At 67.0% G+C, this 22430-nt stretch carries 19 protein-coding genes, 1 tRNA gene and 1 pseudogene; 15 read left to right on the top strand and 6 right to left on the bottom strand.

The genetic code is table 11. The features are described from left to right. Positions 1 to 101: 101 nt before the first annotated feature. The 10 genes from rsmB to GEM_RS01570 all read left to right on the top strand — a co-directional run bounded on the left by rsmB (position 102) and on the right by GEM_RS01570 (position 9454). Positions 102 to 1490 (top strand): 16S rRNA (cytosine(967)-C(5))-methyltransferase RsmB, encoded by a 1389-nt coding sequence (gene rsmB / locus GEM_RS01525; protein ID WP_014895694.1) that lies wholly within the window; start codon positions 102 to 104, stop codon positions 1488 to 1490. Next, positions 1487 to 2077, top strand: coding sequence for a DUF4390 domain-containing protein (locus tag GEM_RS01530; protein WP_039318027.1), 591 nt, complete (start codon positions 1487 to 1489; stop codon positions 2075 to 2077). The genes rsmB and GEM_RS01530 overlap by 4 nt, the downstream gene beginning before the upstream one ends. Further along, positions 2067 to 4481, top strand: a complete 2415-nt coding sequence (gene esaS, locus GEM_RS01535; RefSeq protein WP_014895696.1) for a sensor histidine kinase EsaS — start codon at positions 2067 to 2069, stop codon at positions 4479 to 4481. The genes GEM_RS01530 and esaS overlap by 11 nt, the downstream gene beginning before the upstream one ends. After that, on the top strand, positions 4482 to 5183 hold the full coding sequence (esaR, locus tag GEM_RS01540; protein WP_014895697.1) for a response regulator transcription factor EsaR: 702 nt from the start codon (positions 4482 to 4484) through the stop codon (positions 5181 to 5183). Positions 5184 to 5244: 61 nt separating this feature from the next. Beyond that, positions 5245 to 5320, top strand: a tRNA-Phe gene (locus GEM_RS01545). A gap of 357 nt (positions 5321 to 5677) precedes the next feature. Continuing rightward, positions 5678 to 6412 carry a 7-cyano-7-deazaguanine synthase QueC gene (queC, locus tag GEM_RS01550; RefSeq protein WP_014895698.1) on the top strand — a complete coding sequence of 245 codons (735 nt, stop codon included), beginning with the start codon at positions 5678 to 5680 and terminating at the stop codon, positions 6410 to 6412. A 75-nt stretch (positions 6413 to 6487) separates the two neighbouring features. Further along, positions 6488 to 7120, top strand: coding sequence for a 7-carboxy-7-deazaguanine synthase (gene queE, locus GEM_RS01555; RefSeq protein ID WP_006755430.1), 633 nt, complete (start codon positions 6488 to 6490; stop codon positions 7118 to 7120). An 18-nt stretch (positions 7121 to 7138) separates the two neighbouring features. After that, complete coding sequence (gene queD / locus GEM_RS01560; protein ID WP_014895699.1) at positions 7139 to 7591, top strand: 6-carboxytetrahydropterin synthase QueD; 453 nt, start codon at positions 7139 to 7141, stop codon at positions 7589 to 7591. Between the two features lie 304 nt (positions 7592 to 7895). Further along, positions 7896 to 8681: an HpcH/HpaI aldolase family protein gene (locus GEM_RS01565; protein ID WP_014895700.1), complete on the top strand. Its 786-nt coding sequence runs from the start codon at positions 7896 to 7898 to the stop codon at positions 8679 to 8681. Then, on the top strand, positions 8678 to 9454 hold the full coding sequence (locus GEM_RS01570; RefSeq protein WP_014895701.1) for a tetratricopeptide repeat protein: 777 nt from the start codon (positions 8678 to 8680) through the stop codon (positions 9452 to 9454). The genes GEM_RS01565 and GEM_RS01570 overlap by 4 nt, the downstream gene beginning before the upstream one ends. A gap of 103 nt (positions 9455 to 9557) precedes the next feature. Here the strand turns inward: GEM_RS01570 and rodA are convergent, their stop codons facing one another. The 5 genes and pseudogenes from rodA to GEM_RS01590 all read right to left on the bottom strand — a co-directional run bounded on the left by rodA (position 9558) and on the right by GEM_RS01590 (position 15628). After that, positions 9558 to 10706 (bottom strand): rod shape-determining protein RodA, encoded by a 1149-nt coding sequence (gene rodA, locus GEM_RS01575; protein WP_014895702.1) that lies wholly within the window; start codon positions 10704 to 10706, stop codon positions 9558 to 9560. An 11-nt stretch (positions 10707 to 10717) separates the two neighbouring features. After that, on the bottom strand, positions 10718 to 12988 hold the full coding sequence (mrdA, locus tag GEM_RS01580) for a penicillin-binding protein 2 (protein WP_014895703.1): 2271 nt from the start codon (positions 12986 to 12988) through the stop codon (positions 10718 to 10720). A 112-nt stretch (positions 12989 to 13100) separates the two neighbouring features. Then, positions 13101 to 13214: pseudogene (locus tag GEM_RS29355) on the bottom strand (rod shape-determining protein MreD); the annotation flags it as partial. Positions 13215 to 13402: 188 nt separating this feature from the next. Continuing rightward, complete coding sequence (mreC, locus tag GEM_RS01585) at positions 13403 to 14458, bottom strand: rod shape-determining protein MreC (protein ID WP_014895704.1); 1056 nt, start codon at positions 14456 to 14458, stop codon at positions 13403 to 13405. A gap of 126 nt (positions 14459 to 14584) precedes the next feature. Continuing rightward, positions 14585 to 15628, bottom strand: a complete 1044-nt coding sequence (locus GEM_RS01590; RefSeq protein WP_004189550.1) for a rod shape-determining protein — start codon at positions 15626 to 15628, stop codon at positions 14585 to 14587. Positions 15629 to 15995: 367 nt separating this feature from the next. Here GEM_RS01590 and gatC point away from each other — a divergent pair, with 367 nt between their 5' ends. The 5 genes from gatC to GEM_RS01615 all read left to right on the top strand — a co-directional run bounded on the left by gatC (position 15996) and on the right by GEM_RS01615 (position 21127). Further along, positions 15996 to 16295, top strand: a complete 300-nt coding sequence (gene gatC / locus GEM_RS01595; RefSeq protein ID WP_006477478.1) for an Asp-tRNA(Asn)/Glu-tRNA(Gln) amidotransferase subunit GatC — start codon at positions 15996 to 15998, stop codon at positions 16293 to 16295. A gap of 66 nt (positions 16296 to 16361) precedes the next feature. After that, entirely contained in the window at positions 16362 to 17852 is a 1491-nt protein-coding gene (gene gatA, locus GEM_RS01600; protein ID WP_014895705.1) for an Asp-tRNA(Asn)/Glu-tRNA(Gln) amidotransferase subunit GatA, read from the top strand. Between the two features lie 4 nt (positions 17853 to 17856). Then, positions 17857 to 19332, top strand: a complete 1476-nt coding sequence (gene gatB / locus GEM_RS01605) for an Asp-tRNA(Asn)/Glu-tRNA(Gln) amidotransferase subunit GatB (RefSeq protein ID WP_014895706.1) — start codon at positions 17857 to 17859, stop codon at positions 19330 to 19332. A 126-nt stretch (positions 19333 to 19458) separates the two neighbouring features. Further along, the gene (locus tag GEM_RS01610) at positions 19459 to 20298 is read left to right on the top strand and encodes a polyphosphate kinase 2 family protein (protein ID WP_014895707.1); all 840 of its coding nucleotides are present in this window, start codon (positions 19459 to 19461) and stop codon (positions 20296 to 20298) included. Between the two features lie 55 nt (positions 20299 to 20353). After that, entirely contained in the window at positions 20354 to 21127 is a 774-nt protein-coding gene (locus tag GEM_RS01615) for an exodeoxyribonuclease III (RefSeq protein WP_014895708.1), read from the top strand. A gap of 107 nt (positions 21128 to 21234) precedes the next feature. Here GEM_RS01615 and GEM_RS01620 read toward each other — a convergent pair whose 3' ends face one another. Further along, complete coding sequence (locus GEM_RS01620) at positions 21235 to 22287, bottom strand: NAD(P)-dependent alcohol dehydrogenase (protein ID WP_014895709.1); 1053 nt, start codon at positions 22285 to 22287, stop codon at positions 21235 to 21237. Positions 22288 to 22430 lie beyond the last annotated feature (143 nt).

Genomic DNA, 22430 nt, shown 5'->3' on the forward strand with positions numbered 1-22430 from the left:
GCCGCATGTCCACACGCTACAATGCGCGGTTTGGGATCGCGGCGGCCACGCGGCTGCAGGGTTCCTGCCGCTAGCCGCACCCGTTTGCCGATTTTGCTCCGATGACACGAACCCGTTCCTCCGCCCCGTCTTCCTCCGGCCGCCCGGCGCGCCTGTCCGCGCTGCACCTCGCGCCCGATTCGCTGGCGTTCGCGCTCGACTCGGCCGCGCAGGCGGTCGATGCGGTGCGGCGCGGTACGGCGCTGCCGGCGGCACTCGCCGCGGTGTTCGCGCACATGCCCGCCGGCGCGCAGGCGCTGGCGCGCGGCGCGACGCAGGACGTCGCGTACCGGACGATGCGTCGCCTCGGCAGCGCGGACTGGCTGATCGGCCAGCTCGTCAGCAAGGCGCCGGCCGCGCATGTGCACGCGGTGCTCGCCGGCGCGCTCGCGCTGCTGCTCGATCCGGAGGACACGGCCGCGTATCCGGCGTTCACGGTCGTCGACCAGGCCGTGACCGTGATCGGCGCGCGGCGCGAATACGCGTTCGCGAAGGGGATGGTCAACGCGGTGCTGCGGCGTTTCCTGCGCGAGCGCGACGCGCTCGTCGCGGCGATGCAGGGCGATCCGGTCGCACGCTGGAATTACCGTACCTGGTGGGTCGATGCGGTGAAGCGCGCATGGCCCGACGCGTGGCAGGCGATGCTCGCGGCCGGCGAGCGCCAGGGGCCGCTGACGTTGCGCGTGAACGCGCGCCGCGCGACCGTCGACGCGTATCTCGACACGCTGCGCGCCAGCGGCATCGAAGCGACCGCGATCGGCCGCCATGCGGTGCGGCTCGCGTCGGCGCTGCCGGTCGACCGCATTCCGGGCTTCGCCGACGGCGTCGTGTCGGTGCAGGACGCCGGCGCGCAGCTCGCGGCCGAATGGCTCGGTGTGCGCGACGGCATGCGCGTGCTCGACGCGTGCGCGGCACCGGGCGGCAAGACCGGCCATATCCTCGAGCTGGCCGACGCGGATGTCGTCGCGCTCGAGAGCGACGCGGCCCGTGCGGCGCGCATCGGCGAGAACCTCGCGCGCCTGTCGCTCACGGCGGACGTGCGCGTCGGCGACGCGGGCGCGCCTGACGCGTGGTACGACGGCCGTGCGTTCGACCGCATCCTGGCCGACGTGCCGTGCTCGGCATCCGGCATCGTGCGCCGCCACCCCGACATCCGCTGGCTGCGCCGCGAAGCCGACATCGCCGCGCTCGTCGCGGAACAGCGCCGCATCCTGGCGGCGCTGTGGCCGCTCGTGAAGCAGGGCGGCGAACTGCTCTACGTGACCTGTTCGATCTTCCCGGAAGAAGGCGAGTTGCAGGCCCGCTGGTTTGAAGCGGCCTGTGAAGATGCGGTACGATTGGACGCGCCCGGCCAACTGCTGCCGGGCGGCGTGCACGGCGGGGCTGCCGGCGCACTCGACCAGAACACCGATCACGACGGATTTTTCTACGCGCGGTTTCAGAAACGGTGACGATCAAACACCTTTTTCCACTTCGGCTCGCGGCCGTCCTGATGGTCGCGTTGACGCTGTGCCTGACTGTCGTCCGGCCGGCGCGCGCCGAATCGATCGCCGTGCAGCGCGCGTCGCTGCAGGCCGACGGAAGCGGCTGGAGCCTCGATGCCCGCTTCGATTTCGAGCTGAATCCGAACCTCGAGGATGCCGTCAACAAGGGCATCCCGCTTTACTTCACGACCGACTTCGAACTGGGCCGCGCGCGCTGGTACTGGTTCGACGAGCAGCCGGTGTCGGTGTCGCAGACGATTCGCCTGTCGTTCCAGCCGCTCACGCGCGAATACCGCGTGTCGACGGGCGGCCTGCAACTCGGCTTCCCGTCGCTGAAGGATGCGCTCGCGGTCGTCAGGCACATCACGTCGTGGCACGTGATCGACCGCAATCAGGTGCGTGCCGGCGAAACCTATACGGCATCGGTGCGAATGCAGCTCGATACGGCGCTGATGCCGAAGCCGTTCCAGGTCGACGCGGTGAACAACCGCGACTGGACGCTCGGGTCCGACTGGAAGCGCTTCAACTTCACGGTGACCGAACGTGCTAAATAAAGTGCGCCGCGCGGCCAGCGGGAAGAGCCTCCTCATTCGCGTGATCGTGTCGACCGTCGCGCTCACTGCGCTGCTGCTGCTCGTGCTGCTTGCGGCCGCGAGCGCGAACACGGAATTCTTCGACCGCTACTACTCGTGGCTGTACGCGATGAACATCATCGTCGCGCTCGTGTTCCTGCTGGTGGTGCTCGGGCTGATCGGGATGATCGTCGTGCGCCTGAGGAAGGGCAAGTTCGGCACGCGGCTGCTCGCGAAGCTCGCGGTGTTCTTCGCGCTCGTCGGCGTGGTGCCGGGCGGGATCATCTACATCGTGTCGTACCAGTTCGTGTCGCGCAGCATCGAATCGTGGTTCGACGTGAACGTCGAGACTGCGCTGACGGCCGGCCTGAACCTCGGCCGCGGGATGCTCGATGCGTCGCTGTCCGACCTGCAGACGAAGGCGCGGCTGATGTCCGACCAGCTCGCGAGCGTCGACGCGAACACGAACGGCACGACGCTCACGCTGCTGCGCCTGCGCGACCAGTTCGGCGTGCAGGACGCGACGATCGTCGAGCCGAGCCGTGGCGCCTCGGGTGCGGCGCCCGACCTGCACATCGTTGCGCAGGCGTCGGGCAATTTCGCCGCGCTGATTCCGGATGACCTGCCGACTCCGCTGATGCTGAGCCAGGCGCGCGAGCATGGCGCGTATGCGGCGATCGAGGGCGAAGTCGACGGCGACCCGCGTGCGCACGGCGCGAAGGGCGCGTTGCGGCTGCGCGTCGTGCGGCCGATTCCCGATGCGACGACGTCGCTGCTGCAGCCGGCGGAGCGGTTCCTGCAACTCACCCAGCCGGTGCCGCCCACGCTCGCGCACAACGCGGACGCCGTGCAGCGCGCGTATCGCGAGTACCAGGAAAAATCGCTCGGCCGCACCGGGCTGCGCAAGATGTACATCGGCACGCTGACGCTCGCGCTATTCCTCGCGACCTTCATCGCGATGATGCTCGCGCTCGCGCTCGGCCAGCAGCTCGCGCGGCCGCTGTTCCTGCTCGCGCAGGGCACGAAGGAAATCACGGAAGGCGACTACACGCCGAAGCGCGAGATCAAGTCGCGCGACGAGCTCGGCTTCCTCACGCAGTCGTTCAACGCGATGACGCGCCAGCTGTCCGAGGCGCGGCTCGCGGTCGAGAAGAACCGGGTCGCGCTCGAGCATTCGAAGACGTATCTCGAGAGCATCCTCGCGAACCTGACGGCCGGCGTGTTCGTGCTCGATCGCCAGTTCCGGCTGACGACGGCCAACCGCGGCGCGGAGCGGATCTTCCGGCAGCCGTTCAACTCGCTGATCGGCACGGCGCTCGACCGGATCGACGTCGTTGCGGAATTCGGCGCGATGGTACGCAAGGCGTTCGCCGATCGCGAAGCGGCATCCGACGGTGGCAGCGGCGATCGCGGCCATTGGCAGCAGCAGTTCGCGGTTGAAGTGCCGGGCGAAGCCGATCCGCTGACCTTGCTCGTGCGCGGCACGCGCCTCGTGTCGACGGTCGAGGGGCAGGCCGACGATCCGCAGACGTCCGGTTACGTCGTCGTGTTCGATGACATCTCCGACGTGATTTCCGCGCAGCGTTCGGTCGCGTGGGGCGAGGTCGCGCGGCGGCTCGCGCACGAGATCAAGAACCCGCTGACGCCGATCCAGCTGTCGGCCGAGCGGCTGCAGATGAAGCTGTCCGACAAGCTCGCGCCGCCCGATGCGGACGTGCTCAAGCGCGGCGCGACGATGATCGTCAACCAGGTGGCCGCGATGAAGCGGATGGTCGACGACTTCCGCGAATACGCGCGCACGCCGCCGGCCGTGCTGTCGAACCTGCAGTTGAACGAACTCGCGAGCGAGGTGCTCGGGCTGTATGGTGTCGGCGAAGGCAAGAGTGCGATCGTCGCCGAACTGGCGCCGTCGCTGCCGGTGATTCGCGGCGACGCGACGCAACTGCGCCAGGTGATTCACAACCTGCTGCAGAACGCACAGGATTCGGTCGCGGAAGTCGCGCATCCGCGTGTGTTGATCGAAACCAAGACAGTAGAATATGGCGATCCCGACGCAGAGGGCAAAACGCGCGTCGCGGTACGTCTTACCGTGTCCGACAACGGGCCCGGTTTTCCGGCACGCATCCTGACCCGTGCGTTCGAGCCTTACGTGACGACGAAGGCGAAGGGCACGGGGCTCGGATTGGCCACGGTCAAGAAAATCGTCGATGAGCACGGCGCGCGGATCGATCTGCGCAATCGCATGCACGGCGAGACCGTCGAGGGTGCGCAGGTGTCGATCCTGTTCCTGCAGATGGCGAGCGATACGCCAGGCGCCGAACCCGGCGCGCAGGGCGGGGCGGCCCCCGCCAAGACAAAAGCAAGTGTGCAGACAAAGGCAGCGTAAATGGCAACCATCCTGGTGGTAGATGATGAAATGGGCATCCGGGAATTGCTCTCGGAGATCCTCAGCGATGAAGGACATGTCGTCGAGGCGGCGGAGAACGCGCAGGCCGCGCGGGAATACCGCCTGAATCAGGCGCCCGATCTCGTGCTGCTCGATATCTGGATGCCCGATACCGACGGCGTCACGCTGCTCAAGGAGTGGGCGGCGCAGGGCCTGTTGACGATGCCCGTGATCATGATGTCCGGGCACGCGACGATCGACACGGCCGTCGAGGCGACGAAGATCGGCGCACTCGATTTCCTCGAGAAGCCGATCGCACTGCAGAAGCTGCTGAAGTCCGTCGAGCACGGTCTCGCACGCGGCGCAGCACCGGTGTCCGTCAACGCGGCGGCGAAGGCCGGTGCGGGTCAGGCATCGGGCCAGTCGGCGGTCGCGTCCGCGGCGGCGCTGCCGACGCTCGGCGACGACATGGCCGCGGCGCTCGGCCTCGCGGGCCAGACGGCCGCGATCCCGTTCGACATCCCGTTGCGCGAAGCGCGCGATGCGTTCGAGCGCGCGTACTTCGAATATCACCTCGCGCGCGAGAACGGCAGCATGACGCGCGTCGCGGAGAAGACGGGCCTCGAGCGCACGCACCTGTATCGCAAGCTCAAGCAACTCGGTGTCGAGCTCGGCAAGAAGCCGTCCGAAGGCGCCGTATAAAAATATTTTGCGAAAGCACTTGCTCAGGTACGAATAGCTCGATATACTTTCATTCTTCGTTGGCCCGGTAGCTCAGTTGGTAGAGCAGCGGATTGAAAATCCGCGTGTCGATGGTTCGATTCCGTCCCAGGCCACCAGCATTTAAAACCCCAAGAATCGGAAGGTTCTTGGGGTTTTTCGTTTGTGGTGGGTATTGCGTTGCGCGTCATCGGCGGCGTGCCACGGCAGCATTTGGTGGGGCGTGATAAAATCCGTGCCCGCTCAATGACTTAGCGCATCGTTTCAGGCGCACAGCAAGGCTGTCCGCAGGCGCCGCCGTGATGCGCGGCAACGATGCTGCGCGATGGGCGGTATAAGCGCCCCGCCGCGTTCGCGGCCGACCACGCTGCCTATACTGGTCGAGCCGGCGCAGGCCGGCACGCGTCGGGCCGCCCGGCGGCAGCCGGCCCCGGGGCGCAGCGCGACGCGAGCCTACACATTCACGGAGTATCACGGTGATTCGGACAGACGCTAAAGACGGCGCGCTCGTGTTGTTTTCCGGTGGGCAGGACTCGGCCACGTGCGTGGCCTGGGCCCTCGAACGCTACCAGACGGTCGAGACGCTCGGCTTCGATTACGGCCAGCGCCACCGCGTCGAACTCGAATGTCGCGAAGGCGTGCGCGAAGCACTGAAGCGCGATTTTCCCGCATGGTCGGACCGGCTCGGCGACGATCACATGATCGACCTGTCGGTGCTCGGCGCGATCAGCGATACCGCGATGACGCGCACGATCGAGATCGAGACGGCCGCGAACGGCCTGCCGAATACGTTCGTGCCCGGACGCAACCTGATGTTCATGACGATCGCCGCGGCGATCGCCTATCGCCGCGGGTTGCGCGTGCTGGTCGGCGGGATGTGCGAGACCGATTTCTCGGGCTACCCCGACTGCCGCGACGACACGATGAAGGCGCTGCAGGTCGCGCTGAACCTCGGCATGGACACGCGCATCGTGCTCGAGACGCCGCTGATGTGGCTCGACAAGGCGCAGACCTGGCAGCTCGCCGAGCAGCTTGGCGGCGAGGCGCTCGTCGAACTGATCCGCGTCGAGACGCACACGTGCTACGTGGGCGAGCGCGCGGAACTGCACGACTGGGGCTTCGGCTGCGGCGAATGCCCGGCCTGCAAGCTGCGCAAGCGCGGCTACGAGGCTTACCTGAAGGGCGAGCGGGTAACCGAAGCGCCGCTGTGACGCGGGTGCGCCGGCAGCGCTTGATGAATAACGGATTCTGATCGACAACGAGCGGCGCGAGCCGGACGAAGAACGATGACTTACGCGGTCAAGGAAATTTTCTACACGTTGCAGGGCGAGGGCGCGAACGCGGGCCGTCCGGCCGTGTTCTGCCGGTTCGCCGGCTGCAATCTGTGGTCGGGCCGCGAAGAAGATCGTGCGGAGGCCGTGTGCCGTTTCTGCGATACGGACTTCGTCGGCACCGACGGTGAGAACGGCGGCAAGTTCAAGGACGCCGAGGCGCTCGTCGCGACGATCGCCGGCCTGTGGCCGGACGGCGAGGCGCACCGCTTCGTCGTCTGCACCGGCGGCGAGCCGATGCTGCAGCTCGACCAGCCGCTCGTCGACGCGCTGCACGCGGCGGGCTTCGAGATCGCGATCGAGACCAATGGCTCGCTGCCGGTGCTCGAGACGATCGACTGGATCTGCGTGAGCCCGAAGGCCGACGCGCCGCTCGTCGTCACGAAGGGCAATGAACTGAAGGTCGTGATCCCGCAGGACAACCAGCGGCTCGCCGACTACGCGAAGCTCGATTTCGAGTATTTTCTCGTGCAGCCGATGGACGGCCCGTCGCGCGATCTCAACACGAAGCTCGCGATCGACTGGTGCAAGCGGCATCCGCAGTGGCGGCTGTCGATGCAGACCCACAAATATCTGAACATTCCCTGAGCCACGGCTTTTGACATCGTGCTGATTACCCGAAAACTCGAATTCGACGCGGGCCACCGCATTCCCGATCACCGCAGCCAGTGCAGGAACCTGCACGGCCATCGCTATGTGCTCGAAGTCACGCTGCGCGGCGATCTCGTCGATACCGAGGGGGCGCCCGACCGCGGCATGGTGATGGATTTCGCCGACGTGAAGGCGCTCGCGGTCGAGCACCTCGTCAACAAGTGGGATCACGCGTTCCTGGTCTATGCGCGTGACGAAGTCGTGCGCTCGTTCCTCGAGCAGATGGCCGACCACAAGACCGTCGTGATCGACCGGATCCCGACCGTCGAGAACCTCGCGGCGATCGCGTTCGACATCCTCGCGAACGTGTATGACGCGCACTACGGCGTGAACCTGCGTCTGGAACGCGTGCGCCTGTACGAAACGCCGAACTGCTGGGCCGACGTCGAGCGCCAGCCCGGCCGCTGATCCTGCCGTTCCGGCAGCCCCGCCAGCCGGCGCGGGCTGCCTGCCACCGCGCCGTGCGGCCTCGTCCGGCGCTGCCCTGCCTGTTCCCACATTCCGCGTAGCGCCGCGCTATGATCGTTGCGTGGCACCGGAAAACGCATCCGTGCGCCGTCGCACGGCCCGCGCTGTCAGATCGGCCGCCCACGGCCGACTGACGTTCCAGGGCCCGGTCCGGCGCCGCCTGGCATGGCGGCCCGCCAGGTTGTGCCCGCTTCGCCTGTTGCTTGTCCCGTTCGATTGCCGTTCCGTCCAGGAGGCCGTATCGATGAGCACGCTCACCAATTCCCTCAAACAACGCCTGCACGACGGCGACGAGCCGCTGTACGGCCTGTGGCTGTCGCTTGGCTGCGATTCGGCCGCGGAAGCGCTCGCGCACGCCGGCTACGACTGGCTCTGCATTGACATGGAGCACGCGCCGAACGACAGCCGCGACGTCGCGTCGCAACTGCGCGCGCTGGCTGCCGCGCACCTGCCGAGCGAGCCCGTCGTGCGCGTGCCTGGGCGCGAACCGTGGCTCGTGAAGCGCGCACTCGACGCAGGCGCGCGCACGCTGATGTTCCCGTGCATCGAGACGCCCGACGAGGCCGCCCACGCGGTGCGGCTCACGCGCTTCCCGTCGCCGGATTCCCCCGACGGGCTGCGCGGCGTCGCCGGCATGGTGCGCGCGGCGGCGTTCGGCATGCGCCGCGACTACCTGCAGACGGCGAACGCGCAGGTGGCGGTGATCGTGCAGATCGAATCGGCGCGCGGCATCGACGAGGTCGAGCGGATCGCCGCGACGCCGGGTGTCGACTGCCTGTTCATCGGCCCGGCCGATCTTGCGGCGAGCCTTGGGCATCTCGGCGACAGCCGCCACCCGGACGTCGAAACCGCGATGGCGCGGGTGCTCGCGGCCGGCAAGCAGGCCGGCGTCGCGGTCGGCATTTTCGCGAGCGATACGGCAACTGCACGCCAGTATCGCGAGGCCGGCTACCGGATGATCACGCTGTCGGCGGACGTGAGCTGGCTGCTGCGCGCGACGCGGCAGGCGCTGCAGGAGGTACGGTCATGAACGGAGGTGACGGCGCGGGCTGCCCGCGCGCGTGGGGTGCGACCGGTGCGCGCGGGCGGATCGCCGCGCTGCTCGGGCTGTGGGCCGTGTGCGTCGCCGCGGGCGCGCAGGGTGCGGCGCCCGCGAAACCCGATCCCGCGCACGAGACGCAATCGGCGGTCGCCGACTACAACGCCGGCGACTATCGCGCGGCGCTGGTGCAGTTCCACGACGCGGCCGAGCGCGGCGACCGGCTCGCGCAGTTCAATTACGCGATGATGCTGCTCACCGGCGTCGGCGTGACCGCGAACGTCGACGAAGGGCTGCGCTGGCTGAAACGGGCGGCCGACGCGAACATGTCGCATGCGCAGTACGTGTACGGGCGGATGTTCGACGACGGCGAGTTCGTCGCGCGCAATCCGGCCGAAGCGCACCGGTGGTTCCTGCGGGCAGCGAAGCAGGGGCACGTGCAGGCCCAGCTGTCGCTCGCGAACCAGTTCCTCGACGGGCGCGGTACGCCGCGCGACAACCGGCAGGCGTTCGCGTGGTACAAGCAGGCGGCCGACGCGGGCGAGCCGACCGCGCAGTACGTGACCGCGTCGTTCTACGAGCGCGGCGGCGACGGCGTCACGCAGAACCTGAACATCGCGCGCGCGTATTACGCGGCGGCGGCCGCGCAGGGCGACGAGACGGCCGAACTGAAATTCAAGGAGCTGAGCGCGCGGCTGAAGGCGCAGGAGCCTGCCCCGGGGGGCGGTGAGGATCATGGGGGCCCGCGCCCGCCGCAGCAGTGATCGGCCCGCGCCCGCCGCGTTCGGCTTCCACCATGAAAAACGGCGCCCGTGGCGCCGTTTTCCGTTGCAGCGACTGCTGGCGGCTGCGAGCCGTGCCGCGTCGTCAGCTCTTCATCAGCCGCCGCTGTCGCCCGACGCTCATGATCATCCCGATCGCGACACCGAGCGTCGCGAGCGCGGTGCCGCCGTAGCTCATGAACGGCAACGGCACGCCGACGACGGGCAGCACGCCGCTCACCATCCCGATGTTGACGAACGCATAGACGAAGAACGCGAGCGTGAGCGAGCCCGCGAGCAGCCGGCCGAACAGCGTCGCGCCCTGCGCGGCGATATAGAGCCCGCGCGCGATCAGCGCCATGTACAGCGTCAGCAGCACGAGGCCGCCGGCGAGCCCCCATTCTTCCGAGAACACCGCGAAGATGAAGTCGGTGTGCTTCTCCGGAATGAATTCGAGGTGGGCCTGCGTGCCCTTCAGGTAGCCCTTGCCGAGCGCGCCGCCCGAGCCGATCGCGATCACGGCCTGGATCGTGTGGAAGCCTTTGCCGAGCGGGTCGGAGGTCGGGTCGAGCAGCGTGCATACGCGGTGCTTCTGGTAGTCGTGCATCAGCGGCCACTGCACTTCGGGCTGGCAGATGCGCTCTTCGAACACGGCGATCGAGCCGACCGCGATCACGCCCGCGACGAGCACCGGCACGATCAGCTTGAACGACAGTCCGGCGAGGTAGATCACGAAGAAGCCGGCCGCAAACACGAGCAGGCCCGTGCCGAGGTCGGGCTGCTTCGCGATCAGGCCGACCGGTACCAGCAGGATCGCGAACGCGGCGATGAAGTCGTACCAGCGCAGCCCGCCTTCGCGGCGCTGGTAGTACCACGCGAGCATCAGCGGCGTTGCGATCTTGAGGATTTCCGACGGCTGGATCACGACGCCGACGTTCAGCCAGCGCTTCGCGCCCTTCTTGGTCATCCCGAACAGCGCGACCGCGACCAGCAGCGCGACCCCGAACGTATAGAGCGGGACCGCGAAGCGCATCAGCGTCGTCGGCGGGATGTTGGCGATCACCCACATCAGCACGAACGTCAGCAGGATGTTGCGCAGCTGGTCCTCGACGCGGCCCGGCATGTCGATCGCCGCGCTGTACAGCGTGACGATGCCGACACACATCAGCAGGAACACGATGAGGGCGAGCGGGCGGTCGAAGCCCGCGAACATCTGCTTGATCTTGTCGAGCCAGGCGCGCTTGTCGAATTGCATGCCTATCTCCGTTAATGAGCGGTGCCGGCGGTCACCGCTTTCGCGGGGGCCGTGGCACGGAAGTTGTCGTCGCGCGGCGCGGTGGCGAGCGGCTGCGCGTCGCTGGCAGGGCGGTGCGGCCGGTGCGGGCGCCGGATCGGCGGCAGGCTCGCGGGCATCGGCGCCGCGGCGCTCGCGTCCGCCGGCAGTGCCGCGCTCGATGCAGCGGGCGCCAGCGCGGCCGAGGCGGCCTCCGCCGCGCTGGCAGCATTCGGCACGACCGGCTGCGGCAGCGCGGTGAAACCGGCCGCGACGGCGGCGGCCTTCACCGCATCGCCGATCACGGGCGCGCTCACCGGCTCGGTCGCCGACGCGGCGGCGGCTACGGCCGCGGCTTCGTTCTTCGGGTTCTGGCGGTCGACGAGGTAGTAGTCGAGCACGCGGCGCGCGATCGGGCCCGCGGCCTGCGCGCCCCAGCCGCCGTTCTCGACGACCAGCGCGATGGCGATCTGCGGATGGTCGACCGGCGCGTACGCGATGAACAGCGCGTGGTCGCGCAGGTGCTCGGCGAGCAGGTGGCCCTTGTAGTTCGAGCCCTGCAGCGAGAACACCTGCGCGGTACCGGTCTTGCCGGCCGCGAGGTACGGCGCGCCGCGGAACACCTTGTACGCGGTGCCGGACGGGTTCTCGATCACGTTCTCCATCCCGCGCTTCACGACGTCGATGTCGGCCTGCTTGAGCGGAATCACTTCGCTTTCCTTCGGCACGGTCAGGTGGCGCCCGCGCGAGATCGGATCCTCGACTTCCTTCACGAGGTGAGGCTTCATCACGACGCCGTCGTTCGCGAGCGTCGCGGTGGCATGGGCGAGCTGCAGGATCGTGTACGAGTTGTAGCCCTGGCCGATCCCGAGGCTGATCGTCTCGCCGTCGAACCATTTCTGCTGCGCGGCCTTCTTGAACGCCTTCTTCTTCCAGTCGGTCGACGGCAGGATCCCGCGCGCCTCGCCCTGGATGTCGATGCCGGTGATCTGGCCGAAGCCGAACGGCTTCATGAAGTTCGCGATCGCGTTCACGCCGAGGTCGCGCGCGAGCATGTAGAAGTAGGTGTCGTTCGACACCATGATCGCCTTGTTCATGTCGACCCAGCCTTGGCCCGAGCGTACGTCGTTGCGGAACGTGTGGCCGCCGAACGTGAAGTAGCCGGGATCCTGGAAGCCCCAGCCCGGCGTGCGCTTGCCGAGCGTCAGGCCGGCCAGCGCCATGAACGGCTTGTAGGTCGAGCCGGGCGGGTAGGTGCCGTGTAGCGGGCGGTTCAGGAGCGGCTTGTCGGGCGAGTTGTTCAGTTCGTCCCAGGTCTGCTGGTCGATGCCGTCGACGAACGAGTTCGGGTCGAAGCTCGGCGACGACACGAATGCGAGCACGTCGCCCGTCTTCGGCTCGATCGCGACGAGCGCGCCGCGCTTGCCGGCGAACGCCTGCTCGGCGACCTGCTGCAGCGCGATGTCGAGCGACAGCACGAGGTTGTTGCCGGGCGTCGCCTGCGTGCGCGACAGCGTGCGCACCGGCCGGCCGCCGGCCGTGACCTCGACTTCCTCGAAGCCCGTCAGCCCGTGCAGTTCGGTTTCGTAGCTCTGCTCGACACCGATCTTGCCGATGTAGTCGGTGCCCTTGTAGTTGTTCGCGTCGCGGCGCGGATCGTAATGCTCCTGATCGCTGTCGTTGTCGTCGCTCATCGCGTCGATGCGATCCTGGTCGCGCTTCGAGATCCGGCCGATGTAGCCGATCACGTGCGCGGCCGTCATGCCGAGCGGGTATTGGCGGAACAGCCGTGCGCGCACGTCGACGCCGGGGAAGCGGAAGCGCTGCGCGGTGAAGCGCGCGACTTCCGCGTCGGTGAGGCGCGTGCGGATCGGCAGGCTCTCGAAGTTCTTCGAGTCTTCCTGCAGCTTCTTGAAGCGGCGGCGGTCGCGCGCGTCGATCGGGACGATCTCGGACAGCTTGTCGATCGTGTTGTCGAGCGTGTCGTCGAGCTTCGACGGCGTGATCTCGAGCGTGTACGCCGAATAGTTCTTCGCGAGGATCACGCCGTTGCGGTCGGTGATGATCCCGCGGTTCGGCACGATCGGCGCGACCGAGATGCGGTTTTCCTCGGCCTGCAGCGCGTATTTGCCGTGCTGCATCAGCTGCAGGTAGAAGAAACGGCTCGCGAGCAGCCCGAAGCAGACGAACACGAACACGCCCGCCGCCGCGACGCGCAGGCGGAACTTCGAGAGCTGCTGTTGGGTGTCGTTGAATTCGGTCATGCGGTTACAGTCGATCTGGCCCGGGCGCGGCGAGCGGGCGCGGGCGAGGGGCCGCCCCGGAGCGCGGCGCGCGGCGGGCGTGGGGGCGGCGGGTATTCAAGGTCGGTCCGGCTCAGATGGGGCGCGTGTCGTCCGGGTCGACCGGGCGGCGTTGCGGCATCAGCAGCAGGTGGCTCGCGATCGGCCACAGCGCGGCCTCGACGAAGCCGTCCACCCAATAGCGCCAGTGTCGTGATGTCCCGACCGAAATGTCCGCCTTTCGAAAAACCCGCCAAATCGGAACACTGCGCATAGCGTCAGCTAGCCAAGTCCCTCGCCCCCTGCTTGCCCGGCGAACAGCAGTGTCCGACAGAAATTGGCCCGAGCACCGGCCATCGCTGCCGCCAACGCTCCGGCCAACTTCGATCGCTCTGCTTACAGATAGGTCAACTCGAGGGTCGCAGAGCCATCCAGCGCAACGCCGCCATTGGAAAGATCCAGCTCCGGCAGCTTGTTGATCGTCGGGGTGACGGTCAGATCAGCCGAGATGGTCTTGTATGCCCCGGGCGCCGTGTTGCCCGATTCCGAGAACGATTTGCGCGCCGAGCCGTTCGCCATCAATCCCGCGCCGTCGAGCACCCACGCGTCGGAGCCAGCGGGAGCCGCCACGACGTCCAGCGCATTGCTGTCGCCGACTGCTTTATTCAGAGCCAGCGTGTAGTATAGTAGCTTCCCAAAGCCCAGGCCGAACTCACTGTCGTCACCCTTGCCACCGACGGCCGTACCCGGCGGATAGACGCCGTCGAGGCCGCTCGTGACGAGTTCGTCGCCGACCACGAGGTCGGAGCTCGTCGGCACGAAGCGCAGGTCGAGCGCATCGCCCTTCGGCGTGCCGTAGATCACGCTGCGCAGGCCGGTGCGCAGCACCTGCACCGGAATCGCGAGATCGCGGTCGGTGATCAGCGTGACTTCGGCCTGCAGCGGGAACACGCGGGTGATCTGGCCGACCACGCCGTCTTCGCTGACGACCGGCGCGCCGTTCTGGATGCCTTGCTGCGAACCCTGCCCGATCACGATCTTCTGCGTGAACGGGTCGCTCGTGTCGTACTGGATCTCGACCGGCGTCGACTGTGTCGCGATGTGCTGGCGCAGCTCGAGCACCGCACGTAGGTGCCCGTTTTCCTGCGTGAGCACCGCGGCCTGGTTGGCCTGCGTGGACAGTTGCAGGTTGCGCTTGCGCAGCGCGTCGTTCTCGTGGCGCAGCGACGCACCCGTGACGGCGATGTCGGCCGCGCCCATGAACAGGTCGCGCGGCACGAGCGCCGCGCGCTGCAGCGGGTACAGCACGGTGCCGAGCACGCCGCGGACGATTTCGAGCGTGCTGAAGCGCGCGTCCGACACGAGGAGCGCAATGGCGAGGGCGACGAAGAAGAAGAGCCGCGCGAGCGCGGGCGGGCCTTGCTTGAAGAGGGGCGGCGGACTGTATTCCATGGTCGGCGCCGGGCGCGTGGTGATCGGTTAAATAATGCTCAGACGCGCAAACGGCGTGGCGGTTCGTTCTGAACGAGCGATCCGGCCACGCCGCGGGTGCGTCATGTCAAGAAACTGCCTAGACGATCACTCGTACGAGAAGATGCTGCCCAGCTTGTCCATGCGCTCGAGCGCCATGCCCGAGCCGCGCACGACGCAGGTGAGCGGATCTTCGGCGACGAGCACCGGCAGGCCGGTTTCTTCTGCGAGCAGGCGATCGAGGTCGCGCAGCAGTGCGCCGCCGCCCGTCAGCATCATCCCGCGCTCGGCGATGTCGGCGCCGAGTTCCGGCGGCGTCTGCTCGAGGGCGATCTTCACCGACGACACGATCTGGTTCAGCGGATCGGTCAGCGCTTCGAGGATTTCGTTGCTGGAGATCGTGAAGCTGCGCGGAATGCCTTCCGACAGGTTGCGGCCCTTCACTTCCATTTCCTTGACTTCGGAACCCGGGAACGCGGAGCCGATTTCCTTCTTGATCGCCTCGGCGGTTTGTTCGCCGATCAACATCCCGTAGTTGCGGCGGATGTAGTTGACGATCGCTTCGTCGAACTTGTCGCCGCCGACGCGCACCGAGCCCTTGTACACGATGCCGCCGAGCGAGATCACGCCGACTTCCGTCGTGCCGCCGCCGATGTCGACGACCATCGAGCCGGTCGCTTCCGACACCGGCAGGCCCGCGCCGATCGCGGCCGCCATCGGCTCCTCGATCAGGTAGACCTGCGACGCGCCGGCGCCGTGCGCCGCTTCCTTGATCGCGCGGCGCTCGACCTGGGTCGAGCCGCACGGCACGCAGATGATGATGCGCGGCGACGGCGAGAACATGCGCGACTCGTGCGCCGTCTTGATGAACTGCTTGATCATCTGCTCGGTGACGGTGAAGTCGGCGATCACGCCGTCCTTCATCGGGCGGATCGCCTCGATGTTGCCCGGCACCTTGCCGAGCATCTGCTTGGCTTCCTTGCCGACCGCCTGGATCGTTTTCTTGCCGTTGGGACCGCCTTCCTGGCGAATCGATACGACCGACGGCTCATCGAGCACGATGCCTTTGCCGCGCATGTAGATCAGGGTGTTTGCGGTGCCGAGGTCGATCGCCAGATCGTTGGAGAAGTAGCTGCGCAAAAAACCGAACATTCAGAATCCTGTTTCGCTCTGGGCCGGCCCTGCATAGCGAGCGCTGAGGGCGGCAGCGGAAAAAATAACAGCCTCGGGAAGCGTGGCGGAAGCGGCCGCCGCGGCGCACGAAGCTGCGAGTGATGTCTACCGGGGATCGCACGAAGCACGCACGGCTTGCCGAAGCGGGGCGAAACGGTGCGGGAAAAGGCTGCCGGGTTTGGGTCGAACGCGTAATGATACCTTATAATTTCACGGTATTTGAATCGAAACGGGCGGTATTTTTGCCGCTTCGGCCCCGATTTTTGAGGGTGGGATCGTACCCTCCAACCCCCCGCCGCAGCGCTGCTTTTGATGTGCTGCGCAGCCTTGTTTTTCCGGTGATCGCATGGCCCTGACCCTGACCGATGTGAAACGCATCGCGCACCTGGCGCGACTCGAAATGGCCGACGCCGACGCCGAGCATATGCTCGGCCAGCTCAACGAATTCTTCGGGCTCGTCGAGCAGATGCAGGCGGTCGACACCGCCGGCATCGCGCCGCTCGCCCACCCGATCGAACAGATCCAGGAAGTCGCGCAGCGCCTGCGCGACGACGCCGTGACGGAAGTCGTCAATCGCGACGACAACCAGCGTCCGGCGCCGGCCGTCCAGGACGGCCTCTATCTCGTGCCGAAGGTGATCGAGTAAGCATTCGATGACAAGCGCGCCGGCGCCGCGCCGCGCGCCACCCAGAATTCCCAGGAAAACCACTCAATGCACGCAAAAAGCCTGACCGAACTGCGCGCCGCGCTCGCCGCCAAGGAATGCTCGGCCGTCGAGCTCGCGCAGCTCTACCTGAAACGGATCGACGCGGCTCGCGACCTGAACGCGTTCGTCCACGTCGACACCGATCTGACCCTTGCGCAGGCGAAGGCCGCCGACGCCGAACTCGCGCGCGGCGCGGGCGGCGCGCTGACCGGCCTGCCGATCGCGCACAAGGACGTGTTCGTCACGCGCGGCTGGCGCTCGACCGCCGGCTCGAAGATGCTCGCGAACTACGAGAGCCCGTTCGATGCGACCGTCGTCGCCCGCCTGCAGGCGGCCGGCATGGTCACGCTCGGCAAGACCAACATGGACGAGTTCGCGATGGGCTCGTCGAACGAGAACTCCGCGTTCGGCGCAGTGAAGAACCCGTGGGACACCAACGCGGTGCCGGGCGGCAGCTCGGGCGGCAGCTCGGCCGCCGTCGCCGCGCGCCTTGCGCCGGCCGCGACCGGCACCGACACCGGTGGCTCGATCCGCCAGCCCGCGTCGTTCGCCGGCGTGACGGGCATCAAGCCGACCTACGGGCGCGTGTCGCGCTACGGGATGATCGCGTTCGCATCGTCGCTCGACCAGGGCGGCCCGATGGCGCAGAGCGCGTCCGACTGCGCGCTGCTGCTGAACGCGATGGCGGGCTTCGACGAGCGCGATTCGACGAGCCTCGAGCGCGATGATGAAGACTTCACGCGCCACCTCGGCCAGCCGTGGGTGGCCGGCAATGATGCGGGCAAGCCGCTCGCGGGGCTGCGCATCGGCCTGCCGAACGAGTATTTCGGCGCCGGCCTCGCCGACGACGTGCGCGCGTCGATCGACGCGGCACTCAAGCAATATGAAGCGCTCGGCGCGACGCTCGTGCCCGTGTCGCTGCCGAAGACGGAACTGTCGATCCCCGTGTACTACGTGATCGCACCGGCCGAGGCCTCGTCGAACCTGTCGCGTTTCGACGGCGTGCGCTTCGGCCACCGCGCAGCGCAGTACGGCGACCTGCTCGACATGTACAAGAAGTCGCGTGCCGAAGGCTTCGGCCCCGAGGTGAAGCGCCGGATCCTGGTCGGCGCGTACGTGCTGTCGCACGGTTACTACGACGCGTACTACCTGCAGGCGCAGAAGATCCGCCGCATCATCGCGCAGGACTTCCAGGAAGCGTTCAACTCCTGCGACGTGATCATGGGCCCGGCGTCGCCGACGGTCGCATGGGATCTCGGCGCGAAGGGCGACGATCCGGTACAGATGTATCTCGCGGATATCTACACGCTGTCGGTGAGCCTTGCCGGCCTGCCCGGCATGAGCGTGCCGTGCGGCTTCGGCGCCGGCGCGAACGCGAAGCGCCCGGTCGGTCTGCAGATCATCGGCAACTATTTCAACGAAGCCCGGATGCTGCAGGTCGCCGACGCGTTCCAGCGCGCGACCGACTGGCACAAGCAAGTTCCGGCGGGGGTGTAAGCATATGGCTACTCAGTGGGAAGTCGTCATCGGTCTCGAGACGCACGCGCAACTGTCGACCGTCTCGAAGATTTTCTCCGGCGCGTCGACGCAGTTCGGCGCCGAGCCGAACACGCAGGCCTGCCCGGTCGACCTGGCGCTGCCGGGCGTGCTGCCGGTGCTGAACCGCGGCGCGGTCGAGCGTGCGATCCGCTTCGGCCTCGCGATCGGCTCGACCATCGCGCCGCGCAGCATCTTCGCGCGCAAGAATTATTTCTACCCCGATCTGCCGAAGGGCTATCAGATCAGCCAGTACGAGATTCCGGTCGTGCAGGGCGGCCAGATCACGATCCAGGTGCCCGCCAACGAAAAGGCCGGCAAGGAAGCGTACGAGAAGACCGTCAACCTGACCCGTGCGCACCTCGAGGAAGATGCGGGCAAGTCGCTGCATGAAGACTTCGCCGGGATGACGGGGATCGACCTGAACCGCGCGGGCACGCCGCTGCTCGAGATCGTCACCGAGCCGGAAATGCGCAGCGCGGCCGAGGCCGTGGCCTATGCGAAGGCGCTGCACGGGCTCGTCGTGTGGCTCGGCATCTGCGACGGCAACATGCAGGAAGGCTCGTTCCGCTGCGACGCGAACGTGTCGGTGCGCCCGGTCGGCCAGGAAAAGTTCGGAACGCGCGCCGAGATCAAGAACCTGAACTCGTTCCGGTTCCTCGAGGAAGCGATCAACTACGAAGTGCGTCGTCAGATCGAGCTGATCGAGGACGGCGGCGAAGTCGTGCAGGAAACGCGCCTCTACGATCCGGACAAGCGCGAGACGCGTTCGATGCGCAGCAAGGAAGACGCGCACGACTACCGCTACTTCCCCGACCCCGACCTGATGCCGCTCGTGATCGGCCAGGACTGGGTCGAGCGCGTGCAGGCCGGAATGCCCGAGCTGCCGGCCGCAATGCAGCAGCGCTTTGCCGAGCAGTACGGCGTGTCCGCGTACGACGCGGGTGTGCTGACGTCGAGCAAGGCGATGGCCGCATATTTCGAGGCCGTGGTCGCGAAGGCCGGCGCGGCGAACGCGAAGATCGCCGCGAACTGGCTGATGGGCGACGTGTCGTCGCAGCTGAACCGCGACGGCATCGAGATCGACGCGATTCCGGTCTCGGCCGCGCAGCTTGCACTGGTGCTGCAGCGCATCGCCGACGGCACGATCTCGAACAAGATCGCGAAGGAAATTTTCGCGACGATCTGGGACGAGAAGGCGACCGACGAAGGGGCGGCCGACCGCATCATCGACGCGAAGGGGCTGAAGCAGATCTCCGACACCGGCGCGCTGGAAGCGATCATCGACGAAGTGCTCGCGGCGAACGCGAAGTCGGTCGAGGAATTCCGCGCGGGCAAGGAAAAGGCGTTCAACGCGCTGATCGGCCAGGCAATGAAGGCGACCAAGGGCAAGGCCAATCCGCAGCAGGTGAACGAACTGCTGAAGAAGAAACTCGGCTGAACATGGCCGCGCGCCTGAACCGCGCCTGACGACGGGCCGCCGCCGAATTCGTTCGGGGCGGCCCGTCGTTTTGGTGCATGCGTTATCGTGTGCGCGTGTGCATTGCACCGCCCAACGGAGGAACGAATGGCGAAACAACCGTCGCTCGACGATTTCCGCGTGCCCTACAGCACGCGCGAGAAGGAAGCTGCCGCATTCAAGCTCGATGCGTTCGATCCGGCCGCGAAGCCGTTTTCGTCGGGGTCGAAGGACGCCGACCGCGAACGGCTGACGGCCGTGTCGACGGAGCTCGACGTGCAGCAGGAGCGCCTGCACACGCAGCAGAAGAAGCGCGTGCTGCTCGTGCTGCAGGGGATGGACACCAGCGGCAAGGACGGCACCGTGCGTGCGGTGTTCCGCGACGTCGATCCGCTCGGCCTGCGCATCGTGCCGTTCAAGGCGCCCACGCCGATCGAGGCCGCGCACGACTTCCTGTGGCGCGTGCACGCGCAGGTGCCGGCTGCCGGCGAACTCGCGATCTTCAACCGCAGCCACTACGAGGACGTGCTCGTGCCGCGCGTGCTCGAGGTCATCAGCGACAAGGAATGCGAACGCCGCTACCGGCAGATCTGTGATTTCGAGACGATGCTCGCCGAGAACGGCACGACGATCGTCAAGTGCTTCCTGCACATCTCGAAGGACGAGCAGCGCGAGCGGCTGCAGGCGCGCATCGACGATCCGACCAAGCACTGGAAGTTCGACATCTCCGATCTCGACGCGCGCAAGCACTGGGATGCGTACCAGTCGGCCTACCGCGATGCGCTCGCCGCGACGTCGGCCGAGCATGCGCCGTGGTACGTGATCCCGGCGAACTCGAAGACGCACCGCAACGTGATGATCGCCGAGCTGCTGCTGCGCACGATGACCGACATGAAGCTCGAATTCCCGCCGCCGAAGCCGGAACTCGAAGGCGTGAAGATCCGCTAGGCTGCGATCCTGCCAAACACATCGAACCGAACTGAACTGAACAACGGAATCCGACATGATGCGAGTGATTACCGCCAACCTGAACGGCATCCGCTCCGCCGCGAAGAAGGGCTTCTTCGAATGGCTCGGCGAACAGAATGCCGACTGCGTGTGCGTGCAGGAAATCAAGGTGTCGGCCGACGACCTGCCGGCCGAATTCGTCGAGCCGCACGGCTTCAGGAGCTATTTCCACCACGCCGAGAAGAAGGGCTACAGCGGCGCGGGCGTGTACAGCCGCCACGAGCCGGATGACGTGATCATCGGCTTCGGCAGCAGCGAATTCGATTCCGAGGGGCGCTACGTCGAGGCGCGCTACGGCAAGCTGTCGGTCGTGTCGGTGTACGTGCCGTCCGGCTCGAGCGGCGAAGAGCGCCAGCAGGCGAAGTACCGCTTCATGGACGAGTTCATGCCGCATCTCGCCGAGCTGAAGAAGAAGCGCGAGGTGATCCTGTGCGGCGACGTGAACATCGTCCACAAGGAAATCGACATCAAGAACTGGAAGAGCAACCAGAAGAACTCGGGCTGCCTGCCGGAAGAGCGCGCGTGGCTCACGCAGCTGTTCGACGACGTCGGCTATGTCGACGTGTTCCGCACGCTCGATCCGCGCGCCGAGCAGTACACGTGGTGGAGCAACCGCGGCCAGGCGTACGCGAAGAACGTCGGGTGGCGGATCGATTACCAGATCGCGACGCCGGGTGTGGCCGGCACCGCGAAAAGCACGTCGATCTTCAAGGACATCAAGTTCAGCGATCACGCGCCGCTGACGGTGGATTACGACTACAAGAAGTAATCGTCGACGCGATGCGACGTGGTGCGCATCGCAGTCGAACCCGCCGGTCGCCGGATGCAGAACGGGCCGCATGTCTGACATGCGGCCCGTTTCGCTTGGCGCGTCGCTTACTGCTTGAGCGACGCCATGTCGATCACGAACCGGTACTTCACGTCGCTCTTCAGCATCCGCTCGTAAGCGGCATTGATCTGCTGCATCGGAATCGTTTCGATATCCGACGTGATGCCGTGCTCCGCGCAGAAGTCGAGCATTTCCTGCGTCTCCGCGATCCCGCCGATCAGCGAGCCCGCGAGGCGGCGGCGCTTGAAGATCAGGTTGAACACCTGCGGCGACGGATGGTCGTGCTCCGGCGCGCCGACGAGCGTCATCGTGCCGTCGCGTTTCAGCAGGTGCAGGAACGGATTCAGGTCGTGCGGCGCGGCGACCGTGTTCAGGATGAAGTCGAAGCTGTTCAGGTGCGCGTTCATCTGCGCGTCGTCCTTCGAGATCACCACCTCATGCGCGCCGACCCGCTTGCCGTCCTCGATCTTCGACGGCGACGTCGTGAACAACACGACGTGCGCGCCCATCGCGCGCGCGAGCTTCACGCCCATGTGGCCGAGCCCGCCGAGGCCGACGATCCCGACCTTCTTGCCGGGGCCGACGTTCCACTGGCGCAGCGGCGAATAGGTCGTGATCCCCGCGCACAGCAGCGGCGCGGCACCGGCCGGGTCGAGCGTCTCGGGCACGCGCAGCACGAATGCCTCGTCGACCACGAGCTGCGTCGAATAGCCGCCGTACGTGACGTCGCCGCTCACGCGGTCCTGGCCGTTGTAGGTGCCGACGAAGCCGTTCTCGCAATATTGCTCGAGGCCTTCCGCGCAGCTCGGGCAGGTGCGGCACGAATCGACGAGACAGCCGACGCCGACCAGCTCGCCGACCTTGAAGCGCGACACCTGCGGGCCGGTCGCGGTCACGCGGCCGACGATTTCATGGCCCGGCACGACCGGGTAGATCGTGTTGCGCCATTCGTTGCGGGCCTGGTGCAGGTCCGAGTGGCAGACGCCGCAGTAGAGCACCTCGATCTGGACGTCGAGGTCGCGCAGCGCGCGGCGCTGGAATTCGAACGGGGCGAGCGGCGACTGCGCGTCGGTCGCCGCGTAAGCGTAAGTTGTGCTCATGCAGGGGGCTCCTTGTCCGGGAAAACTTCCGGCGAAACAGACTGCCGCCGCATCATGTGGCGACGCGGCGAGACAGGTGCCCATCGTAAGGAGCGGGCCGCGTCGGCGAAATACACGAAGGTCTCGAAGATTTGCCTATTCCT

The sequence above is a fragment of the Burkholderia cepacia GG4 genome, assembly GCF_000292915.1.
Classification (GTDB): domain Bacteria; phylum Pseudomonadota; class Gammaproteobacteria; order Burkholderiales; family Burkholderiaceae; genus Burkholderia; species Burkholderia cepacia_D.